We start from the raw sequence: 13,706 nt of genomic DNA on the forward strand, positions 1-13,706 counted from the left end.
GGAACAGATCCATGTCCGCAGGAGCTCAAAAGAGCGACTTCACCTCGAATCTAGGCCGGATCTACGGCATCTATACGGGTGGTTTCGTCGCCTTCGTCGTCTTTATCGGCGTTCTCGAACGCGCTGGCGTTCCCAACCACATTCTCGGCTATCTCTTCGTCGCCTTCACCATCGGCGTCTATGCCGCGATCGGCATCATGTCGCGCACCATGCAGGTCGACGAATACTACGTCGCCGGCCGCAAGGTGCCGTCCTTCTACAACGGCATGGCCACGGCGGCGGACTGGATGTCGGCGGCCTCCTTCATCGGCATGGCCGGCACGCTCTACCTGCTCGGCTATGACGGCCTCGCCTTCATCCTCGGCTGGACCGGCGGTTACGTGCTGGTGGCGACGCTGATTGCGCCCTACCTGCGCAAGTTCGGCTGCTACACGGTGCCGGACTTCCTCGCCTTCCGCTTCGGCGGCAATGCGGCGCGCATCGCCGGCATCGTCGTGCTGATGAGCTGCTCCTTCACCTATGTGGTGGCGCAGATCGTCGGCACCGGCCTGATCGGCGCCCGCCTGCTCGGGATGAGCTTCGAAGTTGCCGTCTTCGTCGGCCTCGTCGGCATTCTCGTCTGCTCCATGCTCGGCGGCATGCGCGCCGTCACCTGGACGCAGGTCGCGCAGTACATCGTGCTGATCGTCGCCTATCTGATCCCGGTGATCATCCTCTCGACCCAGAAGTTCGGCATCCCGATCCCGCAGCTCACCTACGGCACGGTTCTCTCCGAGATCCAGGTCCGGGAAGCGGCGCTCGGTGTCTCGGCGGCGGCCTCTCATTCCGTGCCCTTCGCCCGCTACGACCCCCTGAACTTCTTCGCCCTCGTGCTCTGCCTGATGGTCGGCACGGCCTCGCTGCCCCACGTGCTGATGCGCTACTTCACCACGCCGTCCGTGCGTGAAGCGCGCTCCTCCGTGGCCTGGACGCTGCTGTTCATCTTCATCCTCTACTTCACGGCACCGGCCTATGCCGCCTTCGCGAAGCTCGAAGTGTTCACCAACGTCATCGGCAAGCCGCTGGGCGAACTGCCGGGCTGGCTCTACAGCTACGGCAAGATCGGCCTGATTCAGGTCTGCGGCACCAACGCCGTCGATCTGGCGACCATCACCGCTGCCTGCGGCAAGATCGCCGGCCATACCGGCATCCTGCAGCTCGCCAACTTCACCATCCAGGCGGACGCGATCGTCATCGCGACGCCGGAAATCGCGGGCCTGCCCTATGTCGTCTCCGGCCTCGTCGCCGCCGGCGGCCTGGCGGCGGCGCTTTCGACCGCCGACGGCCTGCTGCTGGCGATCGCGAACGCGCTCTCGCATGACGTCTATGCCAGGATGATCAACAAGAACGCGCCGGTGGCGAGGAAACTCATCATCGCCCGCGTCATCCTCATCCTGGTCGCGCTGATTGCCGCCTGGGTCGCTGCGCAGCGCCCGGCCGACATCGTCGCGATGGTGGCCTGGGCCTTCTCGCTGGCCGCAGCGGGGCTGTTCCCGGCGCTGGTCATGGGCATCTGGTCGAAGAAGACCACCGCGACCGCGGCCGTGGCGGGCATCTGGGCCGGCTTCCTGGCGACGCTGACCTATCTCGTCGTGACCCGCTACTTCCCGGGCTTCGGCGTGAACGTGCTCGGCATGTACTCGAACGTCCACCCGCTCACCGGGGCGGCGCTCGTCGACATCGCCAAGCTCAAGGCCGAGCAGCCGCAGATCTTCCAGCAGGGCTGGGTGGCGATCAACCACCCGCTCGCCTCGCGGGTCGGCTACTTCAACGTCGCCAACATCTCGGCCGGCCTGTTCGGCATGCCGATCGGCTTCCTGACGATGTACATCGTCTCGAAGTTCACCACGGCGCCGAACAAGGAGCTGCAGGACTTCATCGACCAGATCCGTCAGCCGCGCGGCGCGGCGGTGATGATCGAGAAGTGAGCCCGAGGCTGCGGGCGCCCGCGCCCGCAGCCTCTCCTCTTCGGGGGCGGACCATGGTCCGCCCCCTTTTTTGTGAACGCACGAATCGCATGCTTGCCTGCCCTGCCAATGTCGGGCACAGGCAAAGCCGATCTCGACACAGCAAGGATGCATCCTGAATGGCCGATGTCGACAGCCAGGGCCTGTTCTGGCTCTATCAGGCTCCCAATCTCGCGCTGGCAGCGCTGATGTACACGCTGCTGGGCCGCTTCCTGCTGTCGATCGTTTTCCCGCCCGACAGCGAGAAGGTCATCTGGAAGACCTTCCGGCAGATCACCCAGCCCGCCATCGCGGCCGTGCGGATCGTCACGCCGATGGCGGTCCATGAGCGCATCGTCGTCCTGCTCGCCTTCGTCTGGCTGCTCTTCATCCGCATGCTGCTCTTCGTCGGCTTCGCCGCCGCGGGCTGGCTGCCGTCGATCGTGGGGGTGCCCAAGCCATGACCGATGATCGCGAGGACATTCTCCGCCGGGACGGCCTCACCATCGGCATCGCCGGGATGTCGCTGCTCAACGGCATGCATTTCTCGGCCTATTTCGATCCCGTCTTCATCCTGATGAAGCAGTTTGCGCCGGGCTTCTTCATCTCGTCGCCGCTGCTGATCTTCTACTTCACCTCGCTCTTCATCTCGGCCCTGACGCTCGCCATCGGCGGCATCCCGGCCGCGATCTACGAGCGCGGCAAGGGTCTGGAGACCAGCACCGCGACCTCGATGTGGATCTGGCTCGGCGGCATCCTGCTGCTGACGATCCCGACCCTGCTTCAGATGACGGCGCGCCCGGCCTGAGCCGGAAGCGCGCGCTGCACTCACACGATTTTGTGATTCTCGCCGGGCTCCGGCCGCTTTAGCCTTTTCCCAAACGGAAGGGCCCAGGCATGGATCCGGCGCGCGTGCGCGAACTGGCACTGTTGTCCGTCTCTCGCGGCTGCGGCTTCGCCGGCCTCGCGATCATCTGCTTCATGGTCGGGCTGGCGGGCTATCCGCGCGTCGCAATGGAAAGTGGCGCCGTCCTGATGATGGCGACGGCCGCGCTCCTCCTGCTCAAGGGCGATGCCTCGACCAGCAAGCCCTATAAGCGCACTGAACTCTGGATCCTGCTGTCAGACGAGGAGCGGCCCCGAGCCGATTACGCGCAGCAGCTGATCGGCCGCACCCTGCAGCAGGTCTACCGCCGGTTCGCGGTCTATTTCGGCGTCGGCGGCGTGCTCTGCTTCCTCGGCTCCTTCGTGCTGCCAGGCTGACAGCTCACGCCTTCTCGACATGCTCCTTCGCCACGAAGGCGATGCGCACCATGTTGGTCGCGCCCGGCGTCCCGAACGGCACGCCGGCGACGACGATGATGCGGTCGCCCAGCTTGGCGAATTTCTCGCGCACGGCGAACTTGCAGGCGCGCGAGGCCATGTCGTCGACGTCGCTGGCGTCCTTCGTCACCACCGAGTGCACGCCCCAGACCAGGGTGAGCTGCCGCGCCGTGGCGCGGTTGGGGGTCAGCGCGATCACGGTCGAGTTCGGCCGCTCGCGCGCCAGGCGGAACGCGGTCGAGCCCGAGGAGGTCCAGGCGGCGATGACCTTGAGGTTCAGCGTGTCGGCGATCTCGTGCGAGGCCTTGGCGATGGCGTCCGCGCCCGTCGCCTCCGGCTCGGCGCGCTGCGCCTCGAGGATCGAGCGATAGACCGATTCGCTCTCCACCTCCTCGGCGATGCGGTTCATCATCGACACCGCCTCGATCGGGAACTGGCCCGCCGCGCTCTCGGCCGAGAGCATCACCGCATCGGCGCCCTCGAACACGGCGGTGGCGACGTCGGAGACCTCGGCGCGCGTCGGCACCGGGCTGGTGATCATGCTCTCCAGCATCTGCGTCGCGACGACGACGGGCTTGCCCATCCGCCGGCAGGTCCGCGTGATGCGCTTCTGCGTGCCCGGCACCTTCTCGAGCGGCATCTCGACGCCGAGATCGCCACGGGCGACCATGATCGCATCCGACGCGTCGATGATCTCCTCCAGCCGCAGCAGCGCCTGGGGCTTCTCGATCTTGGCCAGCGCCAGCGCCCGCCCGCGCACGATCTTGCGCAGATCGGCCATGTCCTCGGGCCGCTGCACGAAGGACAAAGCGATCCAGTCGACGCCGGCCTCGGCCGCGGCTTCCGCGTCGGAGCGGTCCTTGTCGGTCATCGCCGAGACGGCGATGGTCGTGTCCGGCAGGCTGACGCCCTTGCGCGAGGACAGCCGCCCGCCGACGACGACCCGCGTCACCGCCTGCTTCTCGCTCGCCTTCTCGACGACGAGACGCAGCTTGCCGTCGTCGAGGATCAGCGTGTGCCCGGGCTCGAGCGCAGTCAGGATCTCGGGATGGGGCAGATGAACGCGCTTCACCGTGCCGGGAGCGGGGTCGGAATCGAGGGTGAAGCGGGCGCCGTTCTCCAGCGTCACCCCGCCATCGCCACCGAAGGCGCCGACGCGCAGCTTCGGACCCTGGAGATCGGCCAGGATGCCGACCGGGCGGCGGAACTGCGACTCGAGCGCGCGCAGCATCGCGACCTTCTCGGGCAAGGTCTCGCGCTGGGTGTGGCTCATATTGATGCGGAAGACGTCGACACCCGCCTCGAACAGCTTCGCGCACATCTCCGGCGTCGACGACGCCGGCCCCAGCGTGGCGATGATCTTGATTCGGCGCTCGCGCTTCATGAATGGTTTCCTCAGGGCCGGGCGGGCGCGCCGCCGGTGGTGTCGGTGAGCTGGATCGTCCAGCTCTTCTGTTCGCCGGTGTCGACCTCGAAGAAGCCCGCGCGCTCATAGCCGCGCGCCAGACAGTCTTCTATGCCGCGAATGGTGAATTCCTTGTTGCGGGTGCACATGACGGATTTACCTGTCCACTCGCCGCCGCGGTCGTAGTCGACCGCATGGACATAGTAGAACCGCGCCGCCAGCGTCCCGCGCAGCAGGGTCTCGCAGGCCCGCGGCGCGATGTTCCACCAGCCCTCCGTGGTCCAGCCCTGCGCATCGCGATAGCCGATCGCGACGCCGACGCGGCTGCCGGTGGTGTTGCACATGCGCAGATCCGCCAGCGCGGGCGCCGAGCCGGCGAGCAGGGCGCCGGCGACCAGGCCGAGGCGCAGGATCGATGTCGGGCTCCGGTTCATCGCTCAGGGCTCGATCAGGATGACGCGGCAGTCATTGACGTTGGTCAGGGTCGGCCCGGTCCGCAGCAGATCGCCCAGCGGCTCGAAGAAGCCGGTGGAATCGTTCTCGGCGAGGGATCGGGCGGGATCAAGGCCGAGCGCGACGGCGCGCGCGAGCGTCGTGGCGTCGATGACCGCCCCGGCCGGGTCGCTCGCCTCGCCGCCGCCGCCATCGGTGCCGTCGGTATCGCCGGACAGCGCAACGATGCCGGGCTCCCCGCCGAGCGCAATCGCCAGCGCCAGCGCATATTCCTGGTTCGGCCCGCCGCGGCCCTGCCCGCGCAGCGTGACCGTCAGTTCGCCGCCCGACAGGATGGCGGCGCGCCGGCCCCCGCGCTTCAGCGAGAGCGCGAGTTCGGCATGACGCGCCGCGACGTCGCGTGCCTCGCCCTCCAGATCGGCGCCGAGATCATGAACCTCGTAGCCGGCCGCGACGGCCACCGCATGGGCGGCGGCGATAGACTCGGCTGGCCGGGCGATGATGCGGAATTCGCTGCGGGCGAAGGCGGGGTGGCCGGGCTTGGGCGTCTCGCTGGCCTCGTCCTCGAGCAGCGCCTTCGCCGCCGCCGGCAGGTCGAGGCGATAGCGCGCGACGATCGCCCGCGCCTGCGCCATCGTCGTCGGGTCGGGCACCGTCGGCCCCGAGGCGATCGCCGTCGGCTCGTCGGCCGGCACGTCGGAGATGGCGAGCGTCAAAAGCCGCGCCGGTGCGGCAGCCAGCGCCAGCCGCCCACCCTTGATCCGCGACAGGCGCTTGCGGACGATGTTCATCTCGCCGATCGGCGCGCCCGAGCGCAGCAGCGCCTTGTTGACCGCCTGCTTCTCGGCCAGCGTCAGGGCGCCGGCCGGCGCGACCCAGTTCGCCGAGCCGCCGCCCGAAAGCAGCACCAGCACGAGGTCGTCGGCCGTGGCGGATGAGGCCAGCTCCAGCGCGCGGGCGGCGCTGTCGATGCTGCCCTGGTCGGGGACGGGATGGCCGGCAGCGACCATCGGGACATGGCGGGTGGTGGTCTCGTAGCCGTGTCGCGCGACCGCATGGCCGAGCAGGCGTTCCGGCGGAACGCCGCCATCGAGATAATGCGCCTCGGCCAGCGCGGTCATGCTGCCGGCCGCCTTGCCGGCCGCGAGCAGGATCAGCCGGCCCGTCGCGGGCATGGGCGGCAAATGCGCCGGCAGGCAGCCGGACGGGTGCGCCCGCGCCACCGCCGCGTCGAAGACCGCGCGCGCGGTCGCGCGCATCCGCTCCAATTGATCGCCGGCTCGCTGCAAGGCCCCCTCGTCTCCTCCCCGATCGCGCGCGCCGTGAGTCGCAAGCCCGGCGTCGTTGCCGATTCTTTTAAGTGCGAGGCGGGCCCTCGTCATCAGGGTTTTGCGGCAATAATCATACTTATCGATGACGCCGGGGATCGCGCGAAGCCGGTGCGCGGCCACGCGGCTGTTGAGAGCGACCCGCCCCATGCCGCAGCCGGCTTGACGCCGGGGGGCGCGCGGTGCGAACCCTCCGGCCAAATCTCCCCATCACCGAGAAGGACATTCAGATGGACGATCCGATCGCGGGCGACCAGCTCAAGAGCATCGTGGAGCGCATCGAGCGTCTCGAGGAAGAGAAGAAGACCATCGCCGACGACATCAAGGAGGTCTACGCCGAGGCCAAGGGCAACGGCTACGACGTCAAGGTGCTCAGGAAGGTCATCGCCATCCGCAAGCGCGACGCCAATGAGCGCGCCGAGGAGGAGGCGATCCTCGATCTCTACCTCCAGGCCGTCGGCGAGAGCGCCTGAGCCCCCCATTGGTGAGAATCAAAACGCCCGCCCCGGGAGACGGGGGCGGGCGTTTCGCGTTTGGGGCGGGTGGGCCGCCGTAGGCCTCAGCCTTTCGAGACGGCGACCTTGCGCAGATAATCGGTCACGATGCGGGTGATGCCGCGCGAGAGCAGGTCGTCCAGCGCGTTGATGAAGGTGTCGCAATCCTCGCGCGTCGCGATCAGCGGCGGCTCGAGCCGGATGACGTTGCGGTTGTACTCGGTAAAGGCGACGAGCACGTCGTAGTCCTTCAGCAGCAGCGCCCCGATGAAGCCGCAGAGCGAGCCCTTCAGCTTGTCGTCGAGCAGCGCGACCATGTGCTTGAGCCCGAAGGGCATGGTCTCGCTGATGTCCTGGAACTCGACGCCGATCATCAGGCCGCGCCCGCGGATTTCCTTGAGCAGGCTCGGATACTTGACCCGCAGCGCGTTGAGCCGCTCGATCAGGTAGTCGCCCTGGCGCTGCGCATTGCCCATGAGGTCTTCCTCATAGAGCACGTTGAGTGCCTCGATCGCGGAGACGCAGGCCTCGCCCATGCCGCCGAACGTCGCCTGGGCATGGATCAGCGCGGTCTTGGGCTTGCCATAGGCCTTCATGTAGAGCTCGCGGCGGGCGATCATCGCGCCCATCGCGGCCTTGGACCCGCCCAGCGCCTTGGCCAGCGCCGTGACGTCCGGCACCACGCCGTCGCGCTCGAAGGCGAAGAACTGCCCGGTGCGGCCGAGACCGCACTGCACCTCGTCGGCGACCCAGAGCACGCCATGCTTGTCGCAGAGCGCCCGCAATTCGCGCCAGAAGCCGAGCGGCGCCTCGATGATGCCGCCGCCGCCCTGGATCGTCTCCATCACGACGATGCCGATCGACGGGTCGCTCTCCAGCGCCTGGCGCACCGCCTCGATGTCGCCGAAGGGCACCTTGACCCGGTTCTCGACCAGCTTGAACTGCGACTGGTAGAGCGTCGAATCCGTGACCGACAGCACGCCCTTGGTCTTGCCGTGGAAGGAGTTCGCGGCATGCAGGATCTTGGACTTGCCCGGCCCCTGCGCCTGCTCGGCGACCTTCAGCGCGGCTTCCATGGCCTCCGAGCCGGTCGAGCCGAGGAAGACCATGTCGAGATCGCCGGGCGAGATCGCGGCGAGATTGGCCGCCAGCGCCGAGGCGTATTGCGACATGAACGCCATGCAGATCTCATGGCGGTTCTCGTCCTGGAATCTCTTCCGGGCCGCGACGATGCGCGGATGGTTGTGGCCGAAGGCGACCGAGCAGAACCCGCCGAAGAAGTCGAGGATCTTGCGGCCGTCCTTGGTGATGTAGTGCATGCCCTCGGCGCGATCGACGAGGATCTTGTCGAAGCCGAGCAGCTTCAGGAAATGCACCTGGCCCGGGTTGATGTGACTGGTGAAGAGTTCCTTCACCGTCTGCACGTCGAGCTGCTTGGCCTCCTCGACGCTGTACAGCTTGGGGCGGGCCGGCGTGGCCATGTCGTCGGTCTTGAATGCGGGCATGCTCATGCGGCGACACTCCTGGGCGCTTGCTGGGAGGGCGCTTTGGCCCGGCGATATTCGGTGTAGGCGGCGAGCAGCATGTCCTCGTCGCGGTGCAGCGGCTTCCAGCCCAGCTCGCGCTTGGCCTTGGAGGTGTCGAGGATGCAGATCTCGTCGGCGATCATGTACTGCTCGGGGTCCATGATCGGCAGGTTGATCGCGTCGAGCGCGTTCAGCGTCAGCTTGACCAGCGGCGCCGGGGTCGGCAGCAGGATCGACTTCGAGCCGGCATGCCTGATCAGGTCGCCGAGCAGCTTCTTCACCGGCGGCGGATCGTCCGAGCCGAGATTGTAGGCCGAGTTCGGGAAATCCGCCTTCCAGGCCGCGACGCAGGCGCTGGCGCAGTCGAAGACCGAGATGAACTGGTAGGGGTTCTTGCCCGAACCGATCATCGGCACCGGCAGGTTGAGGTCGATCAGCTTGAACAGCTTGACGAGGATGCCCAGCCGCCCGGGTCCGATGATCAGCCGGGGCCGGAAGATCGGGATCTGGAAGCCGCGGTCGCGATAGGTCTGGGCCAGCGTCTCGGTCGCGAGCTTGCTCTCGCCATATTCGCCCAGCGGCTTGGCGGGATGCGTCTCGTCCTGCGGCACGGTCACCGAATGGCCGTAGATCATGTCGGTGGTGAAGTGGACGAGCTTGTGGGCGCCCGCCTTGTCCATCCAGCTCAGGATGTTCTGCGTGCCGTGATAGTTCACCGGCCAGAAGAAGTCGTGCCGCTCCGCGCGGGTCACGATCGGCGAGAGCATCTTGGCCGAGAGGTTGTAGACGAGGTCGTCCTGGCGCAGCGGGATGCCGGCGACGCTCTGCGCATCCGTCACGTCGATGCGGTGGAAGGGCACCTTGGCGTAATGCGGATGCGGGCTCTTGACGATGTCGGCGACCAGCACCTCCTCGCCCATGGCCGCAAGATCGGCCGCCAGATGCGAGCCGACGAAGCCGTCGCCGCCGATGATGATGTGCTTCATGGGAACGCTCAGGCTCGGCGCGGCAGGCGCGGGCGCTGGGCGCGCACCGGCACGGGAACGGGAGCCGGCTGCGGTTCCAGCAGGGCGCCGAGGCGCATGAACAGGCGAACGATCAGATCCATGATGTCCCTCAGCTTTGTGCGATGAAAATGGTGCCGAGCACGATGAGACCGATGCCGGCGATGCGCGCCGGCCCGAGATCCTCGTGGAAGACGAAGAAGGCGTAGGCCGCGACCACGACATAGGCGAGGCTCAGGAAGGGGTAGGCGTAGGAGATCTGCACCTTCGAGAGCACGATCAGATGCGAGGCCATGCTGATGACGAAGGTGCACAGCCCCGCAAAAACGAAGGGGTTGAAGACCACGCGGAAGACGGTCGCGATCAGCCCGTCGCCGGCCACGTCGAGCGTCCCCACTCCGGTCATGCCGCGCTTCAGCATGAGCTGCGCCGCGGCGTTGGTCAGCACCGTGAACAGGATCAGGGGAAGAAAGGCGTTCATCGGCGCAGGAGCATTGTTGCGGTCATCCGCTGTTCCAAGGTCATCGGGCGGCAGTGATGTCGTCGGGCCTCTGGATGACGTGGAAAATACTTCAAATGCGTTGCGCCGCAGGTGTTACCTCGCTGTAACGTTAAGATGATCCTGACGGGATCGCAGAAAGACGCCGGCTACCCGCCGGCGCGCTCGGGCGCCGGCCTCGTCCCGCGGCGCGGCGCGATGCCCAGCGTCTTCATCCGCGAGGCCAGCGTAGTCGCGGGCACGCCGAGCAGGGCGGCGGCGCCTTGCGGGCCGCTGACCCGGCCGCGACATGTCTCGAGCGCGGCGAGGATGCTGGCCCGGTCGCGCTCGCGCCGCTCCGCCTCGGTCAGGATTCCCGCGCCCGTCGCCGCTGGCGCCGGGACAGCCGCGGGCGGGCGCCCGCTCTCGGGCAGCGCGATGAAGAGCCGCCCGTTGCGCGCGAGGATCGCGGCGCGCTCGATGACGTTCTGCAGCTCGCGGACATTGCCCGGCCAGTCATAAGCGCGCAGCCGGGCGACATCGCCCTCGCTCAGCTTCAACCCCTCGGTCTTCAGCTTGCGCTGCGCCCCGCCGAGGAAATGCAGCGCCAGCAGCGGGATGTCCTCCGGGCGCTCGCGCAGCGGCACGGAGACGATCGGGAAAACGTCGAGCCGGAAATAGAGGTCCTCGCGGAAGCGGCCCTCGCGCACCTCGCGCCGGAGATCCTTGTTGGTCGCCGCGATGATGCGGACATTGACGTGCCGCGTCCGCTCCTCGCCGACGCGCTCGAACTGCCCTTCCTGCAGCACGCGCAGCAGCTTGCCCTGGAGTTCGAGCGGGATCTCGCCGACCTCGTCGAGGAAGAGCGTGCCGCCATCGGCCAGTTCGAAGCGGCCGATCCGGTCGCGCAGCGCGCCGGTGAAGGCGCCCTTCACATGGCCGAAGAACTCGCTCTCGAACAGTTCGCGCGGGATGGCGGCACAGTTCACCCGGATCAGTGGCCGCACATGGCGCTCGCTCGCCTCGTGGATTGCGCTGGCGATCAGCTCCTTGCCGGTGCCGGATTCGCCGGTGATCAGCACGGCGGCGTCGGTGCGCGCCACCAGCTCGACCTGGCTCAGGATCTTCTGGATCGCGCCCGAGCGCCCGACGACGCCGCGATGGTTGCGCTCCAGCCGCATCTCCTCCTGCAGATAGGCGTTCTCCTGCTGCAGCCGCTCGCGCAGGCTGTCGACCTCGGCGAGCGCCGCCCGCAGGCGCTCGTCCGCCTCGTGGCGCTGGCTGATGTCGCGGAAGATGATCACCGCCCCGACGAGGCGCCCGCGGTCGCGGATCGGCGTCGAGGTGTACTCGACCCAGAAGCCCGAGCCGTCCTTGCGAAAGAACATCTCGTTCTCGACATGGTGGACCGCCCCGTCGCGGAAGGCGGCGTAGATCGGGCATTCCTCATGCGGGTAATGCGTGCCGTCGGGGCGGTGATGATGCACGCAGGCATGCATGTCCCGCCCGATCAGCTCGCCCGTCTCCCAGCCCAGCATCGCCTCGCCGGCCGGGTTGACGAAGGTGGTGCGGCCCTCCGCATTGACCCCGAAGATGCCTTCGCCCGCCGCGCGAAGGATCAGCTGGTTGCTGCGCTCGATCTCCTGGAACAGCCGCTCCGTGCGGCGCCATTCGGTCAGCCCGGCACGGACATGCTCCTGCGCGTCGGCGTCGAGATCGCGCCGGTGCCGCGCCTCGAGATCGTAGAGCGTCAGCAGGATCGAGGGGTCGGGTTGGGTCAGAAGCCGCGCACCGATGCACTCGGTGTGGAGCGCCTCGCCATCGGCCCGCTGCGGCGAAAGCGAGCGTGTCCAGTAGCGACCCTTGTGAAGCACCGCCTCGGTGAAGACCGTCAGCGCCGCCGCCTGGCCGGGAAACACGGAGAGCACCGAGGCGCCGACGAGCTCGCGCTCCGCAGGCGTCAGCAGGCGCCGCGCCTCCTCATTGGCCGCCAGGATCCGGCCGGTCGTGACATCCACCGCCAGCGCGGCGTCGACCATGCTCTCGAACAGCCAGGTGGTCTGCGGCGAAGCGGACGAGGGGATCACGGCAGCTCACGAATTTTCGTTACCGGGAATACGATTTTTCGTGATTCACGAGAATTCGTCAAGCGCGATCTCGCGCTAAGTCCTTGATGTTTCGTCGCCCATTGCGCTCGGCCGGGTTGGCCCGCCGCTTGCTAAATCCCCTGCAGCGACCAGCCGCCCACTCGATCAGCCGGAGGACACGCGCATGGCCTTGTTCAAGAACCCGTTCGACGCCGACCGCCGCATCCGCCGCGGCTGCGATTGCGGCCGGCATGAGAGCCAATCCGCGCATGAGCGGGCGATTCGGGCCGAGGCCGTCGAAGTATCCGCGACGGAAGACGGACGCTATCAGCGCGTCGTCGAGAACGCCGTGATGCGGGCGCTGTTTCCACAGGATGCGCAGCGCCGTTTCTTCCTGAAGCAGGTCGGCGCCTCGACCGCCCTGGCGGCGATCTCGAGCCTCTTCCCGCTGGCGGCCGCCACCGAGGCCTTCGCCCAGGCTGTGCCGGAGAAGAAGGACCTCAAGGTCGGCTTCATCCCGATCACCTGCGCGACGCCGATCATCATGGCCTCGCCGATGGGCTTCTATGCCAAGCACGGCCTCAACGTCGAAGTGATCAAGACCGCCGGCTGGGCCGTGATCCGCGACAAGACGATCAACAAGGAATACGACGCCGCCCACATGCTCTCGCCGATGCCGCTGGCGATCTCGATGGGCGCGGGCTCGAACCCGATTCCCTACACGATGCCGGCGGTCGAGAACATCAACGGCCAGGCCATCACGCTCGCGATGAAGCACAAGGACAAGCGCGATCCGAAGTCCTGGAAGGGCTTCAAATTCGCCGTGCCCTTCGACTATTCGATGCACAACTACCTGCTGCGCTACTATCTCGCCGAGAACGGCATCGATCCCGACACGGACGTCCAGATCCGCGCCGTGCCGCCGCCGGAGATGGTCGCCAACCTGCGCGCCGACAACATCGACGGATTCCTCGCGCCCGATCCGGTCAACCAGCGCGCGGTCTTCGACGGCGTCGGCTTCATCCACATGCTCTCCAAGGAGATCTGGGACGGCCATCCCTGCTGCGCCTTCGCAGCCTCCAGGGAGTTCGTGACGCAGACCCCCAACACCTATGCCGCGCTGCTCAAGGCGATCATCGACGCGACCGCCTTCGCCTCCAAGGCCGAGAACCGGAAAGCCATCGCCGAGGCGATCGCGCCGGCCAACTACCTCAACCAGCCCGTCACCGTGGTCGAGCAGGTCCTGACCGGGACCTATGCGGACGGGCTCGGCAACATCAAGCGCGACCCCAAGCGGATCGATTTCGACCCCTTTCCCTGGGAGGGTTTCGCGGTCTGGATTCTCACCCAGATGAAGCGCTGGGGCCAGATCAAGGGCGATGTCGACTACGCCAAGGTGGCCAAGGAGGTCTTCCTCCAGACCGACACGGCCAAGCTGATGACCGAGGTCGGGCTGGCGCCGCCCACCGGCTCGAAGACCATCGTCGTGATGGGCAAGACCTTCGATGCCACCAAGCCGGAGGACTACATCAAGAGCTTCGCGATCAAGCGGACGTGAGTCGCGTGATGTCGCGCGAAGCGCCAACCGTCATTGCGAGCAAAGTGAAGCAATCCAGCGCCTCG

Annotated in this window: 13 protein-coding genes; 6 read left to right on the forward strand and 7 right to left on the reverse strand. The window is 67.3% G+C overall.

The features are described from left to right. Positions 1–11 precede the first annotated feature (11 nt). The 4 genes from BSY19_RS26575 to BSY19_RS26590 all read left to right on the forward strand — a co-directional run bounded on the left by BSY19_RS26575 (position 12) and on the right by BSY19_RS26590 (position 3,248). Entirely contained in the window at positions 12–1,967 is a 1,956-nt protein-coding gene (locus BSY19_RS26575; protein ID WP_069056790.1) for a sodium:solute symporter family protein, read from the forward strand. Positions 1,968–2,125: 158 nt separating this feature from the next. After that, positions 2,126–2,449 carry a YggT family protein gene (locus BSY19_RS26580; RefSeq protein ID WP_069056791.1) on the forward strand — a complete coding sequence of 108 codons (324 nt, stop codon included), beginning with the start codon at positions 2,126–2,128 and terminating at the stop codon, positions 2,447–2,449. Next, on the forward strand, positions 2,446–2,793 hold the full coding sequence (locus BSY19_RS26585) for a hypothetical protein (protein ID WP_069056792.1): 348 nt from the start codon (positions 2,446–2,448) through the stop codon (positions 2,791–2,793). Before BSY19_RS26580 ends, BSY19_RS26585 begins: the two co-directional genes overlap by 4 nt. Before the next feature lie 89 nt (positions 2,794–2,882). Beyond that, complete coding sequence (locus BSY19_RS26590; protein WP_069056793.1) at positions 2,883–3,248, forward strand: hypothetical protein; 366 nt, start codon at positions 2,883–2,885, stop codon at positions 3,246–3,248. Between the two features lie 4 nt (positions 3,249–3,252). Here the strand turns inward: BSY19_RS26590 and pyk are convergent, their stop codons facing one another. The 3 genes from pyk to BSY19_RS26605 are packed head-to-tail and all read right to left on the reverse strand — an operon-like array spanning position 3,253 to position 6,425. Continuing rightward, positions 3,253–4,692 carry a pyruvate kinase gene (gene pyk, locus BSY19_RS26595; protein WP_069056794.1) on the reverse strand — a complete coding sequence of 480 codons (1,440 nt, stop codon included), beginning with the start codon at positions 4,690–4,692 and terminating at the stop codon, positions 3,253–3,255. Positions 4,693–4,703: 11 nt separating this feature from the next. Further along, positions 4,704–5,147 carry a DUF1036 domain-containing protein gene (locus tag BSY19_RS26600; RefSeq protein ID WP_069056795.1) on the reverse strand — a complete coding sequence of 148 codons (444 nt, stop codon included), beginning with the start codon at positions 5,145–5,147 and terminating at the stop codon, positions 4,704–4,706. 3 nt (positions 5,148–5,150) lie between these two features. Next, positions 5,151–6,425, reverse strand: coding sequence for a glycerate kinase type-2 family protein (locus tag BSY19_RS26605; RefSeq protein WP_069057419.1), 1,275 nt, complete (start codon positions 6,423–6,425; stop codon positions 5,151–5,153). Positions 6,426–6,724: 299 nt separating this feature from the next. Here BSY19_RS26605 and BSY19_RS26610 point away from each other — a divergent pair, with 299 nt between their 5' ends. Continuing rightward, positions 6,725–6,967 carry a DUF2312 domain-containing protein gene (locus tag BSY19_RS26610; RefSeq protein WP_066717565.1) on the forward strand — a complete coding sequence of 81 codons (243 nt, stop codon included), beginning with the start codon at positions 6,725–6,727 and terminating at the stop codon, positions 6,965–6,967. An 86-nt stretch (positions 6,968–7,053) separates the two neighbouring features. Here the strand turns inward: BSY19_RS26610 and BSY19_RS26615 are convergent, their stop codons facing one another. The 4 genes from BSY19_RS26615 to BSY19_RS26630 all read right to left on the reverse strand — a co-directional run bounded on the left by BSY19_RS26615 (position 7,054) and on the right by BSY19_RS26630 (position 12,035). Continuing rightward, positions 7,054–8,499, reverse strand: coding sequence for an aspartate aminotransferase family protein (locus tag BSY19_RS26615; protein ID WP_069056796.1), 1,446 nt, complete (start codon positions 8,497–8,499; stop codon positions 7,054–7,056). After that, on the reverse strand, positions 8,496–9,500 hold the full coding sequence (locus tag BSY19_RS26620) for an NAD-dependent epimerase/dehydratase family protein (protein ID WP_069056797.1): 1,005 nt from the start codon (positions 9,498–9,500) through the stop codon (positions 8,496–8,498). Before BSY19_RS26620 ends, BSY19_RS26615 begins: the two co-directional genes overlap by 4 nt. A 130-nt stretch (positions 9,501–9,630) precedes the next feature. Further along, complete coding sequence (locus BSY19_RS26625) at positions 9,631–9,999, reverse strand: DMT family transporter (RefSeq protein ID WP_069056798.1); 369 nt, start codon at positions 9,997–9,999, stop codon at positions 9,631–9,633. 167 nt (positions 10,000–10,166) lie between these two features. Next, on the reverse strand, positions 10,167–12,035 hold the full coding sequence (locus BSY19_RS26630) for a sigma 54-interacting transcriptional regulator (RefSeq protein ID WP_083247984.1): 1,869 nt from the start codon (positions 12,033–12,035) through the stop codon (positions 10,167–10,169). 232 nt (positions 12,036–12,267) lie between these two features. On the opposite strand from BSY19_RS26630, the gene BSY19_RS26635 reads away from it, so the two are divergent. After that, complete coding sequence (locus BSY19_RS26635) at positions 12,268–13,641, forward strand: CmpA/NrtA family ABC transporter substrate-binding protein (RefSeq protein WP_069056799.1); 1,374 nt, start codon at positions 12,268–12,270, stop codon at positions 13,639–13,641. The last annotated feature ends 65 nt before the right edge of the window (positions 13,642–13,706 follow it).

It is taken from the genome of Bosea sp. RAC05, from assembly GCF_001713455.1.
GTDB lineage: Bacteria > Pseudomonadota > Alphaproteobacteria > Rhizobiales > Beijerinckiaceae > Allobosea.

Bases quoted from the DNA above. Each gene is read 5' to 3' on its own strand.
- BSY19_RS26575 (WP_069056790.1), top strand. From the start codon at position 12: ATGTCCGCAGGAGCTCAAAAGAGCGACTTCACCTCGAATCTAGGCCGG.
- BSY19_RS26580 (WP_069056791.1), top strand. From the start codon at position 2,126: ATGGCCGATGTCGACAGCCAGGGCCTGTTCTGGCTCTATCAGGCTCCC.
- BSY19_RS26585 (WP_069056792.1), top strand. From the start codon at position 2,446: ATGACCGATGATCGCGAGGACATTCTCCGCCGGGACGGCCTCACCATC.
- BSY19_RS26590 (WP_069056793.1), top strand. From the start codon at position 2,883: ATGGATCCGGCGCGCGTGCGCGAACTGGCACTGTTGTCCGTCTCTCGC.
- pyk (WP_069056794.1), bottom strand. From the start codon at position 4,692: ATGAAGCGCGAGCGCCGAATCAAGATCATCGCCACGCTGGGGCCGGCG.
- BSY19_RS26600 (WP_069056795.1), bottom strand. From the start codon at position 5,147: ATGAACCGGAGCCCGACATCGATCCTGCGCCTCGGCCTGGTCGCCGGC.
- BSY19_RS26605 (WP_069057419.1), bottom strand. From the start codon at position 6,425: ATGCGCGCGACCGCGCGCGCGGTCTTCGACGCGGCGGTGGCGCGGGCG.
- BSY19_RS26610 (WP_066717565.1), top strand. From the start codon at position 6,725: ATGGACGATCCGATCGCGGGCGACCAGCTCAAGAGCATCGTGGAGCGC.
- BSY19_RS26615 (WP_069056796.1), bottom strand. From the start codon at position 8,499: ATGAGCATGCCCGCATTCAAGACCGACGACATGGCCACGCCGGCCCGC.
- BSY19_RS26620 (WP_069056797.1), bottom strand. From the start codon at position 9,500: ATGAAGCACATCATCATCGGCGGCGACGGCTTCGTCGGCTCGCATCTG.
- BSY19_RS26625 (WP_069056798.1), bottom strand. From the start codon at position 9,999: ATGAACGCCTTTCTTCCCCTGATCCTGTTCACGGTGCTGACCAACGCC.
- BSY19_RS26630 (WP_083247984.1), bottom strand. From the start codon at position 12,035: ATGGTCGACGCCGCGCTGGCGGTGGATGTCACGACCGGCCGGATCCTG.
- BSY19_RS26635 (WP_069056799.1), top strand. From the start codon at position 12,268: ATGGCCTTGTTCAAGAACCCGTTCGACGCCGACCGCCGCATCCGCCGC.